The sequence below is a fragment of the Burkholderia sp. BCC1996 genome, assembly GCF_905339955.1.
Lineage (GTDB): Bacteria > Pseudomonadota > Gammaproteobacteria > Burkholderiales > Burkholderiaceae > Burkholderia.
The window spans coordinates 75,111-97,347 of the sequence record NZ_CAJPHM010000025.1 but is presented as its reverse complement, the minus strand read 5'-3'; the positions used below and the strand labels follow the sequence as shown (position 1 = coordinate 97,347).

The following is a 22,237-nucleotide window of genomic DNA, read 5'->3' as shown; positions in this document are numbered from 1 at the left end:
CAAAAAAAAGCAGCCCGAAGGCTGCTTTCTTTCGCGGGATACGCGCGCGCGGCTCAGTGCCGGCTGCGGATCTTCGCCAGACGCTGGATCGCTTCGAGCTGCGCCATCGCGGTCGCGAGCTCGGATTGCGCCTTTGCGAGGTCGAGGTCCGACTTCGCGTTCTGCAGCGTTTCCTCGGCACGCTTGCGCGCTTCCTCGGCTTTCGCCGCGTCGAGGTCCTTGCCGCGGATCGCGGTATCGGCGAGCACCGTCACGGCGCCCGGCTGCACTTCGAGAATGCCGCCTGCGACGAACACGAATTCGTCGTTGCCGCCCTCGACTTCGATGCGCACCGCACCCGGACGAATCCGGGTGATGAGCGGCGTGTGGCCCGGCAGAATGCCCAGCTCACCCGTTTCGCCCGGCAGCGCGACGAATTTCGCCTCGCCCGAGAAGATCTGCTCTTCCGCGCTGACGACGTCTACTTTGATGGTTGCCATATCGACTCCAATCTCATCCACGGGTTGAGCGTATTGCGGCCGGCGCGAGCAGCCGGAACAAAGTCATCGCTGACTGATTGCTCCGGCCGGCACACGCCGGCTTGCGACTCACTCAAGCCGTTACTGGATCTTCTTGGCCTTTTCGAAGGCTTCGTCGATCGTGCCGACCATGTAGAACGCCTGTTCCGGCAGGTGGTCGCACTCGCCGTCGACGATCATCTTGAAGCCACGGATCGTTTCCTTCAGCGGCACATACTTGCCCGGCGAGCCCGTGAACACTTCAGCGACGTGGAACGGCTGCGACAGGAAACGCTGGATCTTACGCGCACGTGCGACCGACAGCTTGTCTTCCGGCGACAGTTCGTCCATGCCCAGAATCGCGATGATGTCGCGCAGTTCCTTGTAGCGCTGCAGCGTCTGCTGAACGCGACGGGTGATCGAGTAGTGCTCTTCACCGATCACGTTCGGGTCGATCTGGCGCGACGTCGAGTCGAGCGGGTCGACCGCCGGGTAGATACCCAGCGAAGCGATGTCACGCGACAGAACGACGGTTGCGTCCAGGTGGCCGAAGGTCGTTGCCGGCGACGGGTCGGTCAAGTCGTCCGCAGGGACGTACACGGCCTGAACCGACGTAATCGAGCCCTTCTTGGTCGACGTGATGCGCTCTTGCAGCTTGCCCATTTCTTCAGCCAGCGTCGGCTGATAGCCCACTGCCGACGGCATACGGCCGAGCAGTGCCGACACTTCGGTACCGGCCAGCGTGAAACGGTAGATGTTGTCGACGAAGAACAGCACGTCGAGGCCTTCGTCACGGAAGTGCTCGGCCATCGTCAGGCCGGTCAGCGCGACGCGCAGACGGTTGCCCGGCGGCTCGTTCATCTGGCCGTACACCAGCGCGACCTTGTCGAGAACGTTCGAGTCCTTCATTTCGTGGTAGAAGTCGTTCCCTTCACGGGTACGCTCGCCCACGCCCGCGAACACGGAGTAACCGCCGTGTTCCTTCGCGATGTTGTTGATGAGCTCCATCATGTTGACGGTCTTGCCCACGCCAGCACCGCCGAACAGGCCAACCTTGCCGCCCTTCGCGAACGGGCAGATCAGGTCGATGACCTTGATACCCGTTTCGAGCAGTTCGGTCGACGGCGACAGTTCGTCGAACGCCGGAGCCTTCTGGTGGATCGAACGCGTCGTTTCGCTTTCGATCGGGCCGGCTTCGTCGATCGGACGGCCGAGCACGTCCATGATACGACCGAGGGTCGGCTTGCCGACCGGAACCGAAATCGGCTTGCTCGTGTTCTTCACGGTCAGGCCGCGGCGCAGGCCGTCGGATGCACCCAGACAGATGGTACGGACCACGCCGTCGCCCAGCTGCTGCTGGACTTCGAGCGTCAGTTCCGAGCCATCGAGAATGAGCGCGTCGTAGATCTTCGGCATGCTGTCGCGCGGGAATTCCACGTCGATAACGGCGCCGATGCACTGTACGATCTTGCCTTCTACCAAAGCAGCAGTACTCATCGCTTTTCCTTTAAATACCTGATTCTTTACTCGCGCAAAGGCGCAGTTGTCGTCCGTGGCGCGCGCTTAAACAGCGGCTGCGCCGCCGACGATCTCCGACAGTTCTTTCGTAATCGCGGCCTGGCGGCTCTTGTTGTACACGAGCTGCAGTTCGCTGATCACCGTCTTCGCGTTGTCGGACGCGGCCTTCATCGCGACCATCCGCGCCGATTGCTCGGACGCCATGTTCTCCGCGACGGCCTGGTACACCAGCGCCTCGACGTAACGCACGAGCAGTTCGTCGACGACTGCCTGCGCGTCCGGCTCGTAGATGTAGTCCCACGACGTGGCCGGCGTACCGTCATCGGCTTCGAAGTGTTCCGACGACAGCGGCAGCAGCTGCTCGATCACGGCTTCCTGCTTCATCGTGTTGACGAAGCGCGTGTAAGCGATATAGACCGCTGACAGCTTGCCTTCCGAGTACAGATCGAGCTGCGTCTTCACGGCGCCGATCAGCTTGTCCAGATGCGGGGTGTCGCCGAGGTGCACGACCTGCGACATCACCTTCGCGCCGAAGCGGTTCAGGAACCCGAGGCCCTTGCCGCCGATCGCGGTGGCTTCGACCTTCTGGCCCTTCTCTTCCAGCTCCTTGAACTTCTGCACCGTCGCACGCAGCACGTTGGTGTTCAGACCGCCGCAAAGACCCTTGTCCGTCGTGACGAGGATGATGCCGGCCGTCTGCGCGCCGTCGTTTGCCACCATGAACGGGTGGCGGTACTCCGGGTTCGCACGGCTCATGTGCGCGGCGATGGCACGGACCTTGTCTGCATACGGACGAGCGGCGCGCATGCGTTCCTGCGCGCGACGCATCTTCGATGCAGCCACCATCTCCATCGCCTTCGTGATCTTGCGCGTGTTCTGCACGCTCTTGATCTTGCCGCGAATTTCCTTCATTCCAGCCATAGCTTGCTCCTTGACCGAAGCGGCGCGGGCGCATCAGCACCCGCGCGGCCTCAGTGTGTCACTCGCGGATCAATAGGCACCGGACTTCTTGAAGGATTCGATCGCCGAGCGCAGTGCGCCTTCGTCGTCCTTCGAGAGATCCTTGGTGTCTTCGATGCGCTTGATGAGGTCAGCGTGGCTGGTCTTCAGGTTGTCGCGCAGGCCCTTCTCGAACGACAGCACTTGCTTGACGTCGAGATCGTCGAGGTAACCGTTGTTCGCGGCGTACAGCGACACGGCCAGTTCCCAGACCTGCAGCGGCTGGTACTGCGGCTGCTTCAGCAGTTCCGTCACGCGGCGGCCGCGCTCGAGCTGCTTGCGGGTCGCTTCGTCGAGGTCCGATGCGAACTGCGCGAATGCGGCCAGTTCACGGTACTGCGCGAGGTCGGTACGGATACCGCCCGACAGCTTCTTCACGACCTTCGTCTGAGCAGCGCCACCGACGCGCGACACCGACACGCCGGCGTTGATTGCCGGGCGGATGCCTGCGTTGAACAGGTCGGTTTCCAGGAAGATCTGGCCGTCGGTAATCGAGATCACGTTCGTCGGAACGAACGCGGTCACGTCGCCAGCCTGCGTTTCGATGACCGGCAGTGCCGTCAGCGAGCCGCTCTTGCCCTTCACTTCGCCGTTCGTGAACTTCTCGACGTACTCTTCCGACACGCGAGCAGCACGCTCGAGCAGACGCGAGTGCAGATAGAACACGTCGCCCGGGTATGCTTCACGGCCCGGCGGGCGGCGCAGCAGCAGCGAGATCTGACGGTATGCCCAAGCCTGCTTGGTCAAGTCGTCATAGATGATCAGCGCGTCTTGGCCGCGGTCGCGGAAGTATTCGCCCATCGTGCAGCCGGCGTACGGCGCGAGGTACTGCATCGCTGCCGAATCCGAAGCCGAAGCGGCGACGACGATCGTGTATTCCATCGCGCCCGTTTCTTCGAGCTTGCGAACCACGTTCATGATCGACGAAGCCTTCTGGCCGATCGCGACGTAGATACAGATCAGGTCCTTGCCCTTCTGGTTGATGATCGCGTCGAGCGCCACCGCGGTCTTGCCGCACTGACGGTCGCCGATGATCAGCTCACGCTGGCCACGGCCGATCGGCACCATTGCGTCGATCGACTTGATGCCCGTCTGCACCGGCTGCGACACCGACTTACGCCAGATCACGCCCGGGGCGATCTTTTCGATCGCGTCGGTCAGCTTCGCGTTGACCGGACCCTTGCCGTCGATCGGGTTGCCGAGCGCATCGACCACGCGGCCGACGAGTTCCGGACCAACCGGGACTTCGAGAATGCGGCCCGTCGTCTTGACGATGTCGCCTTCCGAGATGTGTTCGTATTCGCCGAGAATCACCGCGCCGACCGAGTCGCGCTCGAGGTTCAGCGCGAGACCGAACGTGTTGCCCGGAAACTCGAGCATTTCGCCCTGCATCACGTCCGACAGGCCGTGGATACGCACGATACCGTCGGTCACGGAGATCACGGTGCCCTGGTTGCGAACGTCTGCGCTCGCTTCAAGGCCCTGGATCCGGCTCTTGATCAGCTCGCTGATCTCAGAGGGATTGAGTTGCATTATTCGCTCCTGATAGTCAATTCTGTTGCGTGCCGGCGTGGCGCTCAGGCGGTCAAGGCAGCCTGCATCGATGCGAGGCGCGCGCGAACCGAGGTGTCGAGCACTTCGTCGCCGACCGTCACGCGCACGCCGCCGATCAGCGACGAATCGACTTCGACCGTCGGCTTCAGCTTGCGCTTGAACTTGCGTTCGAGGCCAGAGACGAGGCTTTCGAGATCCGCGCCGTTCAGCGGGAACGCGCTCACGATCTCGGCGTCGGCTGCACCTTCACGTTCGTTCTTGAGCGCCTCGAACTGCTCGGCGATTTCCGGCAGCAGCGCGATGCGATGATTGTCGACCAGCATCTGCACGAAGTTCTTCGCTTCGGCGCCGGCCGCGACCGGCGACTTCACCGCAGCAAGCAGCAACTCGGCTACTTGCGTGCGCGTCACCTTCGGGCTCGACGCGACCGACAGCACTTCCGGCAGACGCGCAACCTGGGCCAGCTCTTGCACGAGCGTGGACCAGGCGGCGATGTCACCTCCCTCGGCCACGCGGAACAGCGCTTCTGCGTAAGGGCGGGCGATGGTTGCAAGTTCGGCCATGATCAGAGCTCGGCTTTCAGTTGATTCAGCAGTTGGGCGTGGGCCGTTTGATCGACTTCGCGCTTCAGGATCTGCTCGGCGCCCTTCACGGCCAGCGCGGCGACTTCGCCACGCAGCGCTTCGCGCGCCTTCACGATTTGCTGTTCTGCTTCCGCTTTCGCCTGGGCGACGATGCGGGCGGCTTCAGCCTGGGCGTTGGCCTTGATTTCCTCGGCGACCGCCTGCGCACGCTTTTCAGCGTCGGCGATGCGCTGCTGGCCGTCGTTGCGGGCCTGCGCGAGTTCCTGGTCCACGCGCTTGTGCGCTGCGTCGAGTTCCGCCTTGCCCTTCTCCGCGGCTGCGAGGCCGTCGGCGATCTTCTTCGAACGTTCGTCGAGGGCGTTGATCAACGGCGGCCACACGAACTTCATCGTGAACCACGCGAGGACCAGGAACACGACCATTTGCGCAAACAGAGTTGCGTTGAGATTCACGGTGTTTCCTTATCTGCTATTCCGGAAAAATGAAACGGTAAGGCGCTCATCGAGTTGCATTCGATCAGCGCCCCAAGTCTCCGTTCCGCCCTGCGCCGGCTCACGCCGGTCGCATATTTCCGAGGAACCTTAGCCTGCGACGAGCTTCGACAGGAGCGGGTTCGCGAACGCGAACAGCATTGCGACACCAACGCCGATCAGGAATGCAGCGTCGATCAGGCCGGCCAGCAGGAACATCTTCGTTTGCAGCGGGTTGATGAGTTCCGGCTGACGTGCGCAGGCTTCGATGTACTTGCCACCCATCAGCGCGATACCGATACAGGCGCCGATTGCACCCAGGCCGATGATGATGCCGATACCGATGGCGGTCAGACCCTGGATGTTGGCGATGTAAGCTTGCATGATCACTCCTTTGTGAAAAGACTTGGAACTGAGATTTAAAAAACTAAAACGGAAACTCTTTTTTGCACGCCGCGCTTAGTGCTTGTCGTGCGCTTGGCCGAGATACACCAGCGTCAGCATCATGAAGATGAATGCCTGCAACAGAACAATCAGGATGTGGAAGATTGCCCAGACGCTACCCGCGATCACGTGACCAACGAAGCCGAGGAACGTTGCGTCGCCACCGAAGCTCCACATGCTGCCGAGCAGGGCGATCAACAGGAACAACAGCTCACCCGCGTACATGTTGCCGAACAGCCGCATGCCGAGGGAGACGGTCTTCGCGAGATATTCGACGATGTTGAGCGCGAGGTTAGGGATCCACAGCAGCGGGTGGGCACCGAACGGGGCCGACAGCAGCTCATGCACAAAGCCGCCCGCGCCCTTGATCTTGATGCTGTAGTAGATCATCAGGACGAACACGCCGAGCGCGATGCCGAGCGTGCCGTTCAGGTCGGCCGTCGGGACGATGCGATGGTGGGAAATCACGTCCGACAGACCGAGCAGGCCGATCACGCGGCCCGGCAGGTCGACGGGGAGGAAGTCGAGGGAGTTCATCAGCGCGACCCACACGAACACCGTGAGGGCGAGCGGAGCGATGAAGGTGCGGTTGCCGTGGACGATCGCCTTCGATTGATCCTCGACCATTTCGACGAGCATCTCGATTGCGCACTGGAAACGGCCCGGCACGCCCGACGTCGCCTTGCGGGCGGCCAGACGCAGCAGGAGGATCGTCACGATGCCGCACACGATCGACCAGAACAGCGTGTCGAGGTTCCAGACGTGGATGTCGAAAATCGACGTCTGATGCGAGGTGGAGAAATTCTGCAAGTGGTGCGCAATGTACTCGGACGGATCCGGACCGCGCGTGCCTTCGCTAGCTGCCATATCGTTAATGCCACCCAAATTGTCGAAAATCGTTTTGCCCCGTTCCGCAATACGCTATTGCCGCGATTGCGGGAACGGGCCGGTGCGGTTCGTTGTCGAAACCGCACGCTGCTTGTTGCTTACCGCCAGGCCAGCGCGATCCAGTACGTCTTCAGCACGACGAGGTAGGTGACGAGGAGTGCCGGCCAGTGCACGCCGGCGTAGCCGTATGCCACTGCGGCGAACATCCCGATCGTCACGCCGAGCTTCAGGGCTTCGCCCATCACCCAGCTCATCACGGTGGCCGAGCCACCTGCCTTCAGTCGTGCCACGAACAACGCGCTTGGCACCCAGCCGATCGCCCCGCCCAGAAACGCGGATTGCGCAGCGGCGCCCGGCGACTTTGAAAACAGCCACCACGCCAGCGTTGCAACCAGGGACAAGACCACCTGCGCGATCACCACCTTGTAAGGGGTCACGCGCGACGGCTTGCTCACGTCCGGACCGAACAACCTCTCGGCTTCCGTCCGCGTGAGCGGAACGATGTTGTTATCTTGCTGCTCGGCATCCCAGTCGTCGTCATCGGACTCGCGCCGCTCGCCGGCCGCTGAAGCGGTGCGTTGCGCTCGGTGATCATCGTGCCTGTCGTTCGGCGCCTGACCCGCCATCGCAATCTTCCGCAAAATCCTTGAACCCGGCCCCTGCTTTCCGAAAGCTTTCAGGGGTGCCTAGCTAACAAATCCGGGCGATTGTAAGCGATAGTTGCAAGTGATTCAAGGCTTTAGACGCGACAAAAACCTGCGTAAAACGACGCCTCATCATGTGAAAAACGCGCGAATCCACGACGTACGATGACAGTTGTAAGGTCGCTTTTTTGCACCGGTATTTCTTGCCCGAAAAAGTCCGGCGACGAGGCAATGACGTGGCATCGACGCCTGGTGCGGGCGACACCGGCGCGACGCGTTTGCAGCAGGAATTCCGCTGTGACGCGATCACGGAAAATGATCGGGCGCAGCGATGCGAAGGAGAGGAAATACTGTGACCACCGCGACGAGCGCGATGCGTGAAATACGCTCGCACGCGAGCGCGTCGATGCCTGCAATCAGTTGTTGTGCCACCACAGTCTATCGACTGTGGATCGCCGCACTTATCAACAGCCCCGGCTTCTCACCCACTGCGAATGCTGTGCCCCACCCCGTCAAGCTTGCAGCACGCCTGCACCGCAGGCGGCCGCATCGCTTAACCGCGCACGAGCAACCACGCACCCAATGCCGCGCTCACGAGCGCGAACGGGATCGACACGAGGTGAAACGGCAGCCACATGCGCGGCTCCTTCGCGAGACGCACCGCGATCAGGTTCGCGAGCGAACCGATCGCGAAACCGAAACCGCCGACCGATACGCCGAACGCGAGCGCCCGCCAGTCGTGCGTGAATTCCGACAGCAGGATCGCCGCCGGCACGTTGCTGATGCCCTGTGACAGCACCGCGCCTGCCGCGAACACGCGCAGCGGCGAATCGAGGTGAGTCCGCGCGATCGCGTCGTGGACGACGGGCAGCGCGGCCGCGCTGCGCAGCACGACGAACATCAGCACGAAGATCAGCAGCAGCAGCCAGTCGATCTTCAGGACTGCATCACGTCTCGCGACCAGCAGCGCGATCACGACGGCGATCAGGCCCGGCACGGGATGGTGCGCGTCGGCGAGCAGCACGAACGCACCGAACAGCACCGCCGCGAGCAACGCATGCAGGCGCTGGACGGGTACGGCCTGGACGTCTCCCGACAGGTCGAGCGGCTTCGCGCGAAACGCACACGCCGTCAGCACGAGCAGCAGCGCCATCAGCGCCAGCGCGAGCGGCCCGAGCGTGACGACGAAGCGGCCGAACGACACGCCGCTCAATTGCCACAGGAACAGGTTCTGGGGATTGCCGAGCGGTGTCGCGACGGACCCCGCATTGACGGCCAGCGCGACCACGATCACGAGCCGCCGGAAAGGCAGCGGCGTCAGCAGGCGCAGCGACACCATCAGCGGCACGACGACGAACAGCGCGACATCGTTGGTGAGCCACATCGCGAGCGCCGCCGCGAACACGACGAGCAGCATCGCCAGCCCGCGCTCGGAATGCACGTGATGCACGATGCGATGCGCGAGCCACATCAGGCACCCGGACAGCTCGAGCGCCTTGGTCAGCATCAGCAGGCCCGCGAGCGTCGCGACGGTCTGCCAGTCGACGAGACCGATCAACGTGGCAATTGGTTGCGGACGCAACCATTGAAGAATAATCAGTGCAAGCGCCAGCACCGCCAGCACCGGCTCCTGCATCAGCCATCCAAGCCATCGGCGCGGCGCGGCCGCGCCCGTGTTCTCCGTCAATCGCACCTCGTTACTCTTCCGTCGCGACGTTGCCGCGAAGGCGCGCGAGAATGCCCTCGAGCGCGTCGAGGTTGCCGAAGTCGATCAGCACCTGCCCTCGCCCGCGGCGGCCGAGCTTGATCTTCACCGTCGACGCGAGCAGGTCGGACAACTCTTCCTCGAGACGGCGCGTGTCGCGGCCGCCGTCATCCTTCGCGCGCGCCTTCACCGCCGGCGCTTCCTTCGTCGTGTGCGCGACCAGCTTCTCGGTCTCGCGCACCGACATGCGCTTGTTGACGACCTGGTGCGCGAGCGTGATCTGCGTCGCGGCGTCGACCGCGAGCAGCGCGCGCGCGTGCCCCATGTCGAGATCGCCGGCCAGCAGCATCGTCTGCACCGGCGAAGCGAGGTTCAGCAGGCGCAGCAGGTTCGATACCGCGCTGCGCGAACGGCCGACCGATTCGGCCGCCTGTTCGTGCGTGAAACCGAACTCGTCGAGCAGACGCTGGATACCGTGCGCCTCTTCCAGCGGGTTCAGGTCCTCGCGCTGGATGTTCTCGATCAGCGCCATCGCCGCGGCGGCCTGATCGGACACGTCCTTCACGAGCACCGGCACTTCGTCGAGGCCGGCCAGGCGTGCCGCGCGGAAACGCCGCTCGCCTGCGATGATCTCGTATTTGTCAGACGAAATGGGCCGTACCAGGATCGGCTGCATCACGCCTTGCGCGCGAATGCTGGCCGCCAGCTCCTGCAGGCTGCCTTCGTCCATCCGCGTCCGCGGCTGGTACTTGCCGGCCTGCAGCTTGCCGAGCGCGAGCGTGTTCGGTGCCCCTTCGATCTTCACCGCTTCGGTGATGTCCGCACTGCCGCCGAGCAGCGCTTCGAGGCCACGTCCCAAGCCCTTCTTCTTTGGTACCGCGTTCATGTCTTTCTTCCTCGCTTCGCTCATGTCCGGATCACGACACCTCGAACGCGCGCACGCGATCGATCATCTCGGCACCGAACTGGAGATACGCCTGCGCACCGCGCGAATTGCGGTCGAACACGACGCCCGGCAACCCGTAACTCGGCGCTTCCGCGAGGCGCACGTTGCGCGGAATCACCGCGTCGAACACCTTGTCGCCGAAGTGCGCTTTCAGTTGATCGGAGACTTGCTGCTGCAGCGTGATGCGCGGATCGAACATCACGCGCAACAAGCCAATGATCTTCAGGTCGCGGTTCATGTTCGCGTGAACCTGCTTGATCGTGTTGACGAGATCCGACAACCCTTCCAGCGCGAAGTACTCGCACTGCATCGGGATCACGACGCCATGCGCCGCGCACAGCCCGTTCAGCGTCAGCAGCGACAGCGTCGGCGGGCAATCGATCAGCACGAAGTCGTAGTCGTCGGCCACATGCTCGAGCGCGGCCTTCAACCGACGCTCGCGGTTGTCGATGCTGATCAGTTCGATCTCGGCACCCGACAGCTCGCGGTTGGCCGGCAGCACGTCGTACGTGACGCCCTCCGGACGCACGCGCGCGTCCGTCACCGAGACGCCGTCAACCAGCACTTCGTACACGGTCGACTCGCAGGCGGCCTTGTCGATCCCGCTGCCCATCGTCGCGTTGCCCTGCGGGTCGAGATCGATCAGCAGGACTCGTTGCTCCTGCGCTGCAAGGCTTGCGGCGAGATTGACCGATGTCGTCGTCTTGCCGACGCCCCCCTTCTGGTTCGCAACGCAGAAGATCTTTGCCATCGTTGGTGTGTTCCCTTTACCTTCAAACAAACAGCGCGCTACCGCGCGCCTTCAATTCGCCTCGTCGACGGTGACCTCGATCAGATGCCGTTCGGCATCGAGCATCGGTACCGCCAGCCGCATCGTCTGCTTTACGCGACTGCCTTCCGGCAGCCGTGCAATTTCGTCGTCCGGGTGGACACCCTTCATTGCCCAGATCGATCCGCCGGGCGCGACGAGATGTCGAGCAAGTTTAACGAAGTCGGATAGATCCGCGAAGGCGCGGGATACGATCATGTCGAATTTTTCCGGCACTTCGACACCCGGCTGCAGCGATTCGACCCGCCCGGTGACGACCGACAGGTTCGCGAGCTTCAGCTCCGCACGCATCTGCGTCTGGAATGCAGACTTCTTCTGCACGATATCGTTCAGCGTCACTTGCCAGTCCGGCCGGACGATCGCCAGCACGATACCGGGCAACCCGCCGCCCGAACCCACGTCGAGCACGCGCGCCGATGCACGGTCGCGCAGATGCGGAACGATGGAGAGTGAATCAAGAATGTGCTGGATCAGCATCTGCTTCGGGTCGCGGATCGCGGTCAGGTTGTAGACCGCGTTCCACTTGCCGAGCAGCGCGACGTAATCGAGCAGCTGGTTGCGTTGTGTATCCGTCAATGCGATGTCGAGCGCGGCCGTGCCGTCGACGAGCATTTGTTCAAGTACGTCCCGATTAACCGCCGGCGCGCGACGCGCCGTCATTGTTGCGTCGGGACGGTGCCGCCCCCCTGCTCGGTCGCCTCTGCGGCAGTGCCATTACGACGGCCGAGGCCACGGCGCTTCAGGTGCACCATCAGCAGCGAGATCGCAGCCGGCGTGACGCCCGAGATCCGCGATGCCTGGCCGATCGTTTCCGGCCGGAACTCGTTGAGCTTCTGGCTCACTTCGAACGACAGGCCGCGCACCTCGCGATAGTCGATACCGTCCGGCAGGCGCGTGTTCTCGTTCGCATCGTTGCGCTCGATCTCGCTCGCCTGGCGTTCGATATAGCCCTGATATTTGATACCGATCTCGACCTGCTCCTTGATCTGCTCGAGCAGCACCGGATCGTCGGCCAACGGCTCCGCCGGACCGCATTCCCCGCCCTTCAGGCCGCACACGCCGTCGTAGCTGATACCCGGGCGACGCAGCAGCTCCGCGAGGCTGTACTCGTGATCGATCGCCTTGCCGAGCAGCGCGGTCGCCTCTTCCGGCGGCAGCGTCTTCGGCGTGACCCATGTCGACTTCAGTCGTTCGGTTTCACGTGAAACAGCGTCGCGCTTCCGGCTGAACGCATCCCAGCGCACGTCGTCCACCAGGCCCAGCTCGCGGCCGATCTCGGTCAGGCGCATGTCCGCATTGTCTTCACGCAGGCTCAAACGATACTCGGCACGGCTCGTGAACATCCGGTACGGCTCGGCCACGCCACGCGTGACGAGGTCGTCGACCAGTACGCCAAGGTACGCCTGGTCGCGACGCGGACACCATGCGTCCTTCTCCTGCACGTAACGGCCTGCGTTCAGACCGGCCAGCAGGCCTTGAGCGGCCGCTTCTTCATAGCCCGTCGTGCCGTTGATCTGGCCCGCAAAGAACAGCCCGTTGATCGCCTTCGTCTCGAGCGATGCCTTCAGCGCGCGCGGGTCGAAGTAATCGTATTCGATCGCATAGCCGGGGCGGAGGATGTGCGCGTTCTCGAGGCCGCGCATCGAGTGCACGAGTTCGAGCTGCACGTCGAACGGCAGGCTCGTCGAAATCCCGTTCGGATAGAACTCGTTGGTCGTCAGCCCTTCCGGCTCGAGGAAGATCTGGTGCGATTCCTTCGACGCGAACCGGTGGATCTTGTCCTCGATCGACGGGCAGTAACGCGGGCCGACACCTTCGATCACGCCTGTATACATGGGCGACCGGTCGAGGCCGCCGCGAATGATGTCGTGCGTGCGCTCGTTCGTATGCGTGACCCAGCACGGCAACTGCTGCGGATGTTGCTCCGCACGGCCCAGGAACGAGAACACCGGGATCGGATCGAGGTCGCCCGGCTGCTCGTCCAGCTTCGAAAAATCGATCGAGCGGCCGTCGATACGCGGCGGCGTACCGGTCTTCAGGCGGCCCTGCGGCAGCTTCAGCTCCTTCAGACGCGCCGACAGCGACACGGCCGCCGGATCGCCCGCGCGACCGCCCGTGTAATTGTTCAGGCCGACGTGGATCTTGCCGTCGAGGAAGGTACCCGCGGTCAGCACCACCGCGCGTGCGCGGAAGCGGATGCCGATCTGCGTGACGGCGCCCACCACGCGGTCGCCTTCGACCATCAGATCGTCGACGGCCTGCTGGAACAGCCACAGGTTCGGCTGGTTCTCGAGCCGATGGCGGATCGCAGCCTTGTACAGGATACGGTCGGCCTGCGCACGCGTCGCGCGCACGGCCGGGCCTTTCGACGAATTCAGGATCCGGAACTGAATACCGCTCTCGTCCGTCGCGGCGGCCATTGCACCGCCAAGCGCATCGACCTCCTTGACCAGATGGCCCTTGCCAATGCCGCCGATCGACGGATTGCAGCTCATCTGCCCGAGCGTTTCGATGTTATGGGTCAGCAGCAACGTCTTCGCACCCATACGGGCCGATGCCAACGCGGCCTCCGTGCCGGCGTGCCCGCCGCCGACGACGATGACGTCAAATTCTGTGGGAAAAAGCATGGTGGATTCCGCGCGCAGGACTGCGCACGAACCTATCTGAGAAATGTATGGGCCGAATTATAGCGGGTTCGCTTTTCACCCGAAGGCCGTCCGAATGGTAGGGACCGTTCATTTAGCCGGTTTTTTTTGGCCGATCGGCCGACCGTGCCGCCTGGCGCGGCCTTGGCGGCGCTGGCACGACCTCGACGCAATCGGTCACGCTGTGCAAAACCGAGGACCAGGTAGCGGCTCGTGAACCGACATCACCGTGGCATCACAGTATTTCCGGTGAATCGCCCGACACTTATCCCCTGTGCCGCCCGCCTCTCTGGCGGCCGACCACTATCGCGCATGCAACGCTCATTCCCCTGTGCAACCCGACGTGATGAACCCGCACTCTCATCACAGTGCTTCCGCTGGTTGCTCCGGCACTTATCCCCACACTCGATTCACCCTCACGTCCCCCTCCTCCAAAAACAAAAACGGCGTGTTTCACGTGAAACACGCCGCCCGTTTCCCGCCCACCGCCTCACCCATCAAGCCGTTTTCTTCGCCAGCCCCAGATACGTTTCGATCACCTGCGGATTCTGTGCCAACTCGGCAGCCGGCCCTTCCAGCGCAAACTCGCCGGTCTCCAGCACATAGCCGTAGTCCGAGATCTGTAGCGCGGCCCGCGCGTTCTGCTCGATCAGCAGCGTCGCGACGCCCGTGCCACGCAACGCGCTGATGATATGAAAAATCTCTTTCACGATCAGCGGCGCCAGCCCGAGGCTCGGCTCGTCCAGCATCAGCAGGTCGGGCTTACCCATCAGCGCGCGGCCCACCGCAAGCATCTGCCGTTCGCCGCCCGACAGCGTGCCGGCCGCCTGCTTGCGCCGCTCCTTGAGCCGCGGAAACAGCGTGAACACATGATCGAGCTGGTCGAGGAAGTTCGACTCACCCGCGACCTTGCGGCGATACGCGCCCAGCACGAGGTTGTCCTCGACGGTCATCGTGCTGAACAGCTCGCGCTTTTCCGGCACAAGGCACATCCCGCGCGCGACGCGCTGCTCGACGGGCAATGCGCCTACGTCGTTACCGCGGTAAACGATCGCGCCCGACGCGTGCCCGGTCACCGGCAACGCGCCCATGATCGCGTTCAGCAGCGTCGACTTGCCGGCTCCGTTCGGGCCGATCACGCTGACGATCTGCCCTGCGCCGACCTTGATCGCCGCACCGTGCAGCGCCTCGACCTTTCCGTACCGCACCGCCAGCCCGCGTACCTCGAGAATCGGCATCGTCGTGTCCGTCATCACTCCACCCCGCCCAGATACGCTTCGAGCACCGCCGGATCCTGCTGCACGTCCTGCGGCAGCCCTTCCGCGATCCGCGTGCCGAATTCCATCACCACCAGCCGGTCAGTGAGGTTCATCACGAAATCCATGTCATGTTCCACGAGCAACACGCTCATCCCTTCGGCCTTCAGGCGCCGCAGCAGGTCCGCGAGCTGCTGCTTCTCCTGGTAGCGCAGCCCGGCCGCCGGCTCGTCGAGCAGCAGCAGCGTCGGATCGCAGCACAGCGCGCGCGCGATTTCGAGAATCCGCTGCTGGCCAAGCGCGAGGCTGCCCGCTTCGTCGTACATGTGCTTCTCCAGCCCGACGCGGCGGATCTGTCGTGCCGCTTCAGCCAGCAGCTGCGCTTCCTCATGTGCATTGAGCCGCGCGATGCTGCGCCAGACGCCCGTATGGCCGCGCAAATGCGCGCCGATCGCGACATTCTCGAGCACCGTCATCGTCGGCAGCAGCTTCACGTGCTGGAACGTCCGGCCGATCCCGCGCCGGACGATCTGGCGCGACGTGAGCCCGTCGATCCGCTCGCCGCGGAACGTGATCGTGCCGCCGGTCGGCTGCAGCACGCCGGTCACGAGGTTGAACGTGGTCGACTTGCCCGCGCCGTTCGGGCCGATCAGGCCGACGATCTGCCCCGCTTTCACGTCGAAACTGACGTCGTTGACGGCCACCAGCCCGCCGAACTGCTTGCGCGCGTTGTCGACCACGAGCAGCGGCTCGCCCGCCACCGGCTTCGTGCGCAGCGGCAACGGGTCGGCATGGTCGGGCACATGTGCGCGCGGCCCGCGTGGAAACAGCTTCGCGACGAACGGCCATACGCCCTGGCGCGCGTACTGCAGCAACAGCACCATCAGCACGCCGAACACGATGATCTCGAAGTTGCCTTCCGAGCCGAGCAGCTTCGGCAACAGCGTCTGCAGGTAGTCCTGCAGCACGGTGAGGATCGCCGCACCGAGCACCGCGCCCCATACGTGCGACACGCCCCCCACCACGGCCATGAACAGGAATTCGATCCCGTGGTTCAGGCCGAACGGGGTCGGGTTCACCGCGCGCTGCAGGTGCGCGTACAGGAAGCCCGATACCGCGGCGAGCACGGCCGCGTAGGTGAAGATCACGACGCGCATCCACGCGGTGTTCACGCCCATCGCTTCGGCCATCACGCCGCCGCCGCGCAGCGCGCGGATCGCGCGGCCGGGCCGGCTGTTGAGCAGGTTCTGCACCGACACGATCGCGGCCAGCACGACGGCCCAGATCAGGAAGTACAGGCTGCGCCCGCTGCCGAGCTCGATGCCGAACAGGTTCAGTGCCGGAATCCCGTTGATCCCGTCGTACTTGCCGAGCAGCTCGAGGTTGCCGAACAGATAGAACAGCGCGAGCCCCCAAGCGATCGTGCCGAGCGGCAGGAAATGCCCGGACAGGCGCATCGTGACCGCGCCCAGTACCAGCGCGACGAGCGCCGTCAGCACGACGCCGACGATCAGCGCGAGCCACGGCGACACGCCGTATCGCGTGGTCAGGAATGCGGTCGCATACGCGCCGATGCCGACGAACGCGGCCTGCCCGAAGCTCGTCATCCCGCCGACGCCCGTCAGCAGCACGAGCCCGATCGCGACGATCGCGTACAGGCCGATGTAGTTCAGCAGCGTGATCCAGTATTCGGGCACCTGCAGCGCGCCGGGCAGCACCGGCAGCGCGAACAGCACCACGAGAAACACCCAGAAGGTCTTGTTGCGTACCATCGTCTTCATCGCGTCACTCCTCTTCCTCTTCCGCATGCGGCGCCGCGAAACTGCGCCACAGCAGCACCGGGATGATCAGCGTGAACACGATCACTTCCTTGTACGCGCTCGCCCAGAACGACGAATACGATTCGAGCACGCCGACCAGCAGCGAGCCGGCGGCCGCGAGCGGATAACTGACCAGCCCGCCGATGATCGCGCCGACGAAACCCTTCAGGCCGATCAGGAAGCCGGAGTCGTAATAGATCGTCGTCAACGGACCGACGAGGATGCCGGACAGCACACCGAGCCCGGCCGCCAGCGTGAATGCGAGCCGCCCTGCTTCGGTCGTGCCGATGCCGACCAGCCGCGCGCCGAGCCGGTTCACCGACGTCGCGCGCAGCGCCTTGCCGGCGATCGTGCGGCCGAAGTACACGTAGAGCGCGCCGATCAGCACCAGCGCGGTCACGACCACGAGGATGCTCTGCACCGACACCGTCATGCTGCCGACCGACAGCGACGCATCCGCGAAGCCGTTGGTGCGCGAGCCTTCAGCGCCGAACATCACGAGCCCGAGGCCGACCATCGCGAAATGGACGGCGACCGACACGATCAGCAACAGCAGCGTCGTGCCTTCGGCGATCGGCTGGTAGACGAGCCGGTAGACGAACGGCCCCATCGGCACGACGATCGCGAGCGCCAACGCGATCTGCGCAAGCATCGGCAGCGGCTGCGCGGCAAAGCTGCGCGTGATAGCGAACACCGCGAGCGGCAGCAGCACGTAGCGGCTGCCGAGCGTCGCGAGCGTGCGGCCGAGTTGATGGCGGCGTTCGCGATGGCGGACCAGGCCGCCGACTTCCAGCAGGAAGCACGCGATGCCCATCACGAACAGCAGCCAGCAGGTGGCGGGAAATTTCTGCGCCTGCAACGCAGCAAGCGTGAGCGCACCGTAGGCGACGAATTCGCCCTGGGGAATGAAGATCACCCGCGTGACGGAAAACACCAGCACGAGCGCCAGCGACAGCAATGCATAAATGGCGCCGGTCGTGATGCCGTCTTGCGCGAGGATCGCCGCAATCGAGAGATCCATACGTTTCGTGTATCGAGAATGCTGCGGAGAAACGGCGACGGGAACGGCCCGCGCGCGGACGGCAAGACCGGGGGTCAGGCGTCGCGTTGCGGGCTTCCCGGCATTCCATGCGGCGCGAGCACGAACCGCCGCGCCGCCGACGGCGCGCACGGCGCCGTTCGCGCCGCGCCCGCCGGTTTCACGTGATGCTTACTCGGCCTGCAGCTTCCACTTGCCGTCGACGATCTGCACCATCACGCGCGCCCGCGTGTCGAAGCCGTTGTGATCGGTCGCCGTCGTGTTGATCACGCCGTGCGACACGGGCAGGTCCTTCACGCTCTCGAGCGATGCGCGCAGCGCCTCGCGGAACGCCTCGGTGCCCGGCTGGCCCTTCTTCAGCGCATCGGGAATCGCACGCTGCAGCAGCAAGCCCGCGTCCCACGCATGGCCGCCGAAGGTCGCCAGCGAACCGGCCCCGTACGCCTTTTCGTACGCGGCCTTGTAGCCGAGCGCCGGCTTCTTCACCGGATTCGAATCAGGCAGCTGGTCGGTCACGAGCACCGGGCCGGCCGGCAGGATCTCGCCTTCGCAGTCCTTGCCGCACACGCGCAGGAAGTCGTTGTTCGCGACGCCGTGCGTCTGGTACACCTTGCCCTTGTAGCCGCGCTCCTTCAGCGTCTTGGCCGGCAGCGCGGCCGGCGTGCCCGAACCGGCGATCAGCACCGCGTCGGGATTCGAGCCCAACAGCTTCAGCACCTGCCCCATCACCGACGCGTCGGTGCGGTTGAAGCGCTCGTTCGACACGAGCTTCAGGCCGTTCTTCTCGGCCGCCGCGCTGAACGTCTTGTACCAGCTGTCGCCGTACGCATCGGCGAAGCCGATGAAGCCGACCGTCTTCACGCCGTGCTTCGCCATGTAGCCGGCGATCGCGTCGGCCATCAGCTGGTCGTTCTGCGGCACCTTGAACATCCATGCGCGCTTCGCGTCCATCGGCGAGATGATCTGCGCGCTCGCCGCGAGCGAGATCGTCGGCGTCTTGCCCTGCGACACCGGATCGAGCATCGCGAGCGAATTCGGCGTGACGGACGAGCCGATGATCGCGTCGACGTGATCCTCGTCGATCAGCTTGCGCACGTTCTGCACCGCGCGGCTCGTGTCGGACGCATCGTCGAGCACGATGTACTGGACGCTCTTGCCCGCGATTTCCTTCGGCAGCAGCGCGATCGTGTTCTTTTCCGGAATCCCGAGCGAGGCGGCCGGCCCGGTGGCCGACAGCGTCACGCCGATCTTCACCTGCGCCGACGCCGTGGCCGCCGCACCCACGAGGCCCGCGGCAAGCAGAACCTTCATCCATTGATTCATCTTCATTTACGTTGTCTCCAAACGCTGCTCGAAAAATCCGTGGGTCGCTCGGGCGGCTCCCGGGCCTCAAACAAGTTAATAAATTAACTATCTCGCCGTACCGCGTCTACGCTCGTTTTCCCGTGAAACGCCGGCGTCGCAATCGAGCCCCGGCGATCGCACGCACGCCCGCGCCGCGGCGCGTTCCGAAACGGTCGTTCGACCGCCACGATGCGCGGCAGCAATGTCGTCACGATGAAGGGAACGGAGAAACGCAGCGTTGCGCAAGACGCGATCGATGCGAACGCAACGATCGCGGGAAGGTCGGCCGGCCGAGCCTGGTTCGGCTCCGCAAGCGCGCGGCACATGATCGGAAAACCGGCCGTTCATGCGCATCCGAACGACGCGTCGGATGCGAACGCAACGACCGTAGAAGCAGCCGTGCCGGGCAGTCGCGCCAGAACGCGCATACCGGCCGCAGGACGGCTCGTGAAGGCCCGGGCATACCGATGCACCGCCGCCCCCGAACGAGCGGCGCCAGCCGCCCTTCGCACCCCGATCCATCGTCCCGCGCTTCTCATCCAACCGCACTCCCTCTTCTGCATTTTGCTTGTAGGAGAACTGCCGACTATTTTCCCGACCGCACGGTCGGCGAAAGCTGAGTGTAACGGACGCTTTTTGCGCACGCCAACCGGGTAAGCCCGGACGGCATGCGCGTGGCTGCGCGCCAGCGGCGATCGACCGGCAGGATTGGACGAAAACGGGGGGACGGGATGAAACGCGAGCGATGCGAGATGAGGTGAGGCAGAAACGGGCGCGGGAAACGCGGCGCCACTCGCCTGCACCATCAATGGAAATTCGCGCACACAAATGAAAAAGCGCTGTTGGATTCCGTCCAACAGCGCTTTGGGGTCCGGGCACTTTGTGCCTCGATTGTCTCCTCGTTCTCCACCTGCAAATTCGTTTCGCGGTGCATCAGAACTGAAACGAAGATTAAAGGACCTTTCACCCTGCGACAACTTAGCATTTACCCCTATGGTGCATCGCCGCACGAAAATGGGGCGCCAGCCTTGCCGCGCGGCACCGTCCCGAGGCCGCCGCGACGCCCTTCCCGGCCGCGCCGGATGGTGCTTCGCATCAACGCGTCGCCACGCCGCGGCGCGCTGCAATCAGGACGGCCTGAGCGTCTTGACCCGTGCGACCATCTCGCCGACGATCCCGCGCCGGAACGCAAGCACGCATGCGATGAAGATCAGCCCGGTGACGATCGTCGCCGATTCGCCGAGCGAGTGGAACCAGCCGATGCCCGTCATCGACGCGAGCCATTCGCCGATGTCGCCGAGCCGGTCCTCCAGCGCGACGATCAGCGCCGCGCCGAGCAGCGGCCCGAACAGCGTGCCCATCCCGCCGACGAGCGTCATCAGCACGACGAGGCCCGACATCGTCCAGTACGCGTCGGACAGCGTCTCGAAGCCGAGCACCAGCACCTTCAGCGAACCGGCCAGCCCGGCGAGCCCGGCCGACAGGATGAACGCGAGCAGCTTGAAGCGGTCGGTGTCGTAGCCGAGCGAGATCGCCCGCGCCTCGTTTTCCTTGATCGCGACCAGCACCTGGCCGAACGGCGAGTGCACGATGCGCACGATGAACGCGCACGCCGCGACGATCACCGCGAGCACGACGTAGTAGAGCGCGACGTCGTTCGACAGGTCGACGACCCCGAACAGATGCCCGCGCGGCACGCCCTGCAGGCCGTCCTCGCCGTGCGTGAACGGCGCCTGCAGGTAGATGAAATAGACCATCTGCGCGAACGCGAGCGTGATCATCGCGAAGTAGATGCCCTGCCGGCGGATCGCGAACAGGCCGACGACGAGCCCGAGCAGCGTCGCGGCGAAGGTGCCGACGAGCACGCCGAGCTCCGGCGTGAAGCCGAGCGTCTGGATCGTATAGCCGGTCGCGTAGCCGGCGGTCGCGAGGAACATCGCATGGCCGAACGACAGCAGCCCCGTATAGCCGATCAGCAGGTTGAACGCGGCCGCGAACAGCGCGAACGTGAGCACCTTCATCACGAACACCGGATACGCGCCGATGAAGGGGGCGGCGAGCAGTGCGGCGAGCAGCACGCCGTAGAGCACTTTTCTCTGCATCATTTTTCCTTGCCGAACAGGCCAGCCGGGCGGATCAGCAGCACGATCGCCATGATCACGAACACCACCGTGGCCGACGCTTCCGGATAGAACACGCGCGTGAAGCCCTCGATCACGCCGAGCATCAGCCCGGTGATGATCGAGCCGAGGATCGAGCCCATCCCGCCGATCACGACCACCGCGAACACGGTGATGATCATCGGCTGGCCCATCAGCGGCGACACCTGGATCACCGGCGCCGCGAGCACGCCCGCGAATGCCGCGAGCGCGACGCCGAAGCCGTAGGTGAGCGTGATCATCATCGGCACGTTCACGCCGAACGCCTCGACGAGCTTCGGGTTCTCGGTGCCCGCGCGCAGATAGGCGCCCAGGCGCGTCTTCTCGATCACGAACCAGGTCGCGAGACACACCGCGAGCGACGCGACGACCACCCACGCGCGGTAGTTCGGCAGGAACATGAAGCCGAGATTGGTCGCGCCGGACAGCTGCGACGGCACGTCGTACGGCTGGCCGGACGACCCGTAGACCGAGCGGAACACGCCTTCGACGACGAGCGTGAGCCCAAACGTGAGCAGCAGCCCGTACAGGTGATCGAGCTTGTACAGCCAGCGCAGCATCGAGCGCTCGACCAGGATCCCGAACGCGCCGACGATCAGCGGCGCGAGCGCGAGCATCGCCCAGTACGGCAACCCGAAATACGACAGCCCCATCCACGCGAGCATCGCGCCCAGCATGAACAGCGCGCCGTGCGCGAAGTTGATCACGTTGAGCAGCCCGAAGATCACCGCCAGCCCGAGGCTCAGGATCGCGTAGAACGAGCCGTTGACGAGCCCGAGCAGCAACTGGCTCAGCATCGCAGGCAACGGAATGCCAAAGATTTCCATCGACTTAGCCGTCCGAATGAGTTTCGTTGCGTGCGCAACCGTCTTGCCGTCGCGCACGCGGGCGGTGCA

General features: G+C 64.2%; 21 protein-coding genes. All 21 read right to left on the bottom strand.

The features are described 5' to 3' along the window. Positions 1-53: 53 nt before the first annotated feature. The gene (locus U4Z64_RS29730) at positions 54-479 is read right to left on the bottom strand and encodes a F0F1 ATP synthase subunit epsilon (RefSeq protein ID WP_006477288.1); all 426 of its coding nucleotides are present in this window, start codon (positions 477-479) and stop codon (positions 54-56) included. Between the two features lie 120 nt (positions 480-599). Further along, entirely contained in the window at positions 600-1,994 is a 1,395-nt protein-coding gene (gene atpD, locus U4Z64_RS29725; RefSeq protein ID WP_044845237.1) for a F0F1 ATP synthase subunit beta, read from the bottom strand. 66 nt (positions 1,995-2,060) lie between these two features. Next, positions 2,061-2,936, bottom strand: a complete 876-nt coding sequence (gene atpG / locus U4Z64_RS29720; protein WP_034209645.1) for a F0F1 ATP synthase subunit gamma — start codon at positions 2,934-2,936, stop codon at positions 2,061-2,063. 69 nt (positions 2,937-3,005) lie between these two features. Continuing rightward, a complete protein-coding gene (gene atpA, locus U4Z64_RS29715) occupies positions 3,006-4,547 on the bottom strand; it encodes a F0F1 ATP synthase subunit alpha (protein WP_014895499.1) in 1,542 nt (513 codons plus the stop codon). Between the two features lie 44 nt (positions 4,548-4,591). Then, a complete protein-coding gene (locus U4Z64_RS29710) occupies positions 4,592-5,131 on the bottom strand; it encodes a F0F1 ATP synthase subunit delta (RefSeq protein ID WP_014895498.1) in 540 nt (179 codons plus the stop codon). 2 nt (positions 5,132-5,133) lie between these two features. Beyond that, complete coding sequence (locus tag U4Z64_RS29705; RefSeq protein ID WP_006477283.1) at positions 5,134-5,604, bottom strand: F0F1 ATP synthase subunit B; 471 nt, start codon at positions 5,602-5,604, stop codon at positions 5,134-5,136. Between the two features lie 129 nt (positions 5,605-5,733). Next, positions 5,734-6,006 (bottom strand): F0F1 ATP synthase subunit C, encoded by a 273-nt coding sequence (gene atpE, locus U4Z64_RS29700; RefSeq protein WP_021160442.1) that lies wholly within the window; start codon positions 6,004-6,006, stop codon positions 5,734-5,736. A 75-nt stretch (positions 6,007-6,081) separates the two neighbouring features. Then, positions 6,082-6,933: a F0F1 ATP synthase subunit A gene (atpB, locus tag U4Z64_RS29695; RefSeq protein WP_039351439.1), complete on the bottom strand. Its 852-nt coding sequence runs from the start codon at positions 6,931-6,933 to the stop codon at positions 6,082-6,084. Between the two features lie 119 nt (positions 6,934-7,052). Then, positions 7,053-7,580, bottom strand: a complete 528-nt coding sequence (locus U4Z64_RS29690) for an ATP synthase subunit I (RefSeq protein WP_044845236.1) — start codon at positions 7,578-7,580, stop codon at positions 7,053-7,055. Between the two features lie 324 nt (positions 7,581-7,904). Continuing rightward, positions 7,905-8,030, bottom strand: a complete 126-nt coding sequence (locus U4Z64_RS29685; protein ID WP_321802035.1) for a hypothetical protein — start codon at positions 8,028-8,030, stop codon at positions 7,905-7,907. A 121-nt stretch (positions 8,031-8,151) separates the two neighbouring features. Further along, the gene (locus tag U4Z64_RS29680) at positions 8,152-9,234 is read right to left on the bottom strand and encodes an SLC13 family permease (protein WP_321821835.1); all 1,083 of its coding nucleotides are present in this window, start codon (positions 9,232-9,234) and stop codon (positions 8,152-8,154) included. 61 nt (positions 9,235-9,295) lie between these two features. Further along, positions 9,296-10,189, bottom strand: a complete 894-nt coding sequence (locus tag U4Z64_RS29675; RefSeq protein ID WP_006482728.1) for a ParB/RepB/Spo0J family partition protein — start codon at positions 10,187-10,189, stop codon at positions 9,296-9,298. A 31-nt stretch (positions 10,190-10,220) separates the two neighbouring features. Next, positions 10,221-11,000, bottom strand: coding sequence for a ParA family protein (locus U4Z64_RS29670; protein ID WP_044845234.1), 780 nt, complete (start codon positions 10,998-11,000; stop codon positions 10,221-10,223). Between the two features lie 51 nt (positions 11,001-11,051). Beyond that, positions 11,052-11,738: a 16S rRNA (guanine(527)-N(7))-methyltransferase RsmG gene (rsmG, locus tag U4Z64_RS29665; protein ID WP_124486820.1), complete on the bottom strand. Its 687-nt coding sequence runs from the start codon at positions 11,736-11,738 to the stop codon at positions 11,052-11,054. Then, positions 11,735-13,705 carry a tRNA uridine-5-carboxymethylaminomethyl(34) synthesis enzyme MnmG gene (gene mnmG, locus U4Z64_RS29660; protein WP_321821834.1) on the bottom strand — a complete coding sequence of 657 codons (1,971 nt, stop codon included), beginning with the start codon at positions 13,703-13,705 and terminating at the stop codon, positions 11,735-11,737. Before mnmG ends, rsmG begins: the two co-directional genes overlap by 4 nt. 515 nt (positions 13,706-14,220) lie before the next feature. Continuing rightward, a complete protein-coding gene (locus U4Z64_RS29655) occupies positions 14,221-14,976 on the bottom strand; it encodes an ABC transporter ATP-binding protein (protein WP_321821833.1) in 756 nt (251 codons plus the stop codon). Beyond that, the gene (locus tag U4Z64_RS29650; RefSeq protein WP_321821832.1) at positions 14,976-16,760 is read right to left on the bottom strand and encodes a branched-chain amino acid ABC transporter ATP-binding protein/permease; all 1,785 of its coding nucleotides are present in this window, start codon (positions 16,758-16,760) and stop codon (positions 14,976-14,978) included. The genes U4Z64_RS29655 and U4Z64_RS29650 overlap by 1 nt, the downstream gene beginning before the upstream one ends. Positions 16,761-16,764: 4 nt before the next feature. Continuing rightward, positions 16,765-17,820 carry a branched-chain amino acid ABC transporter permease gene (locus tag U4Z64_RS29645; protein ID WP_321821831.1) on the bottom strand — a complete coding sequence of 352 codons (1,056 nt, stop codon included), beginning with the start codon at positions 17,818-17,820 and terminating at the stop codon, positions 16,765-16,767. 189 nt (positions 17,821-18,009) lie between these two features. Further along, positions 18,010-19,167, bottom strand: coding sequence for an ABC transporter substrate-binding protein (locus tag U4Z64_RS29640; protein WP_321821830.1), 1,158 nt, complete (start codon positions 19,165-19,167; stop codon positions 18,010-18,012). A 1,142-nt stretch (positions 19,168-20,309) separates the two neighbouring features. Then, positions 20,310-21,284, bottom strand: a complete 975-nt coding sequence (locus U4Z64_RS29635; protein WP_044845249.1) for a branched-chain amino acid ABC transporter permease — start codon at positions 21,282-21,284, stop codon at positions 20,310-20,312. After that, on the bottom strand, positions 21,284-22,168 hold the full coding sequence (locus U4Z64_RS29630; protein WP_044845228.1) for a branched-chain amino acid ABC transporter permease: 885 nt from the start codon (positions 22,166-22,168) through the stop codon (positions 21,284-21,286). The genes U4Z64_RS29635 and U4Z64_RS29630 overlap by 1 nt, the downstream gene beginning before the upstream one ends. Positions 22,169-22,237 lie beyond the last annotated feature (69 nt).

Coding starts and splice junctions, on each gene's coding strand:
- atpA (WP_014895499.1), bottom strand. CDS start 4,547: ATGCAACTCAATCCCTCTGAGATCAGCGAGCTGATCAAGAGCCGGATC.
- U4Z64_RS29655 (WP_321821833.1), bottom strand. CDS start 14,976: ATGACGGACACGACGATGCCGATTCTCGAGGTACGCGGGCTGGCGGTG.
- U4Z64_RS29710 (WP_014895498.1), bottom strand. CDS start 5,131: ATGGCCGAACTTGCAACCATCGCCCGCCCTTACGCAGAAGCGCTGTTC.
- U4Z64_RS29630 (WP_044845228.1), bottom strand. CDS start 22,168: ATGGAAATCTTTGGCATTCCGTTGCCTGCGATGCTGAGCCAGTTGCTG.
- U4Z64_RS29635 (WP_044845249.1), bottom strand. CDS start 21,284: ATGCAGAGAAAAGTGCTCTACGGCGTGCTGCTCGCCGCACTGCTCGCC.
- U4Z64_RS29670 (WP_044845234.1), bottom strand. CDS start 11,000: ATGGCAAAGATCTTCTGCGTTGCGAACCAGAAGGGGGGCGTCGGCAAG.
- atpD (WP_044845237.1), bottom strand. CDS start 1,994: ATGAGTACTGCTGCTTTGGTAGAAGGCAAGATCGTACAGTGCATCGGC.
- U4Z64_RS29730 (WP_006477288.1), bottom strand. CDS start 479: ATGGCAACCATCAAAGTAGACGTCGTCAGCGCGGAAGAGCAGATCTTC.
- U4Z64_RS29690 (WP_044845236.1), bottom strand. CDS start 7,580: ATGGCGGGTCAGGCGCCGAACGACAGGCACGATGATCACCGAGCGCAA.
- rsmG (WP_124486820.1), bottom strand. CDS start 11,738: ATGACGGCGCGTCGCGCGCCGGCGGTTAATCGGGACGTACTTGAACAA.
- atpG (WP_034209645.1), bottom strand. CDS start 2,936: ATGGCTGGAATGAAGGAAATTCGCGGCAAGATCAAGAGCGTGCAGAAC.
- U4Z64_RS29650 (WP_321821832.1), bottom strand. CDS start 16,760: ATGAAGACGATGGTACGCAACAAGACCTTCTGGGTGTTTCTCGTGGTG.
- U4Z64_RS29645 (WP_321821831.1), bottom strand. CDS start 17,820: ATGGATCTCTCGATTGCGGCGATCCTCGCGCAAGACGGCATCACGACC.
- atpE (WP_021160442.1), bottom strand. CDS start 6,006: ATGCAAGCTTACATCGCCAACATCCAGGGTCTGACCGCCATCGGTATC.
- atpB (WP_039351439.1), bottom strand. CDS start 6,933: ATGGCAGCTAGCGAAGGCACGCGCGGTCCGGATCCGTCCGAGTACATT.
- U4Z64_RS29675 (WP_006482728.1), bottom strand. CDS start 10,189: ATGAACGCGGTACCAAAGAAGAAGGGCTTGGGACGTGGCCTCGAAGCG.
- U4Z64_RS29680 (WP_321821835.1), bottom strand. CDS start 9,234: ATGCAGGAGCCGGTGCTGGCGGTGCTGGCGCTTGCACTGATTATTCTT.
- U4Z64_RS29640 (WP_321821830.1), bottom strand. CDS start 19,167: ATGAAGATGAATCAATGGATGAAGGTTCTGCTTGCCGCGGGCCTCGTG.
- mnmG (WP_321821834.1), bottom strand. CDS start 13,705: ATGCTTTTTCCCACAGAATTTGACGTCATCGTCGTCGGCGGCGGGCAC.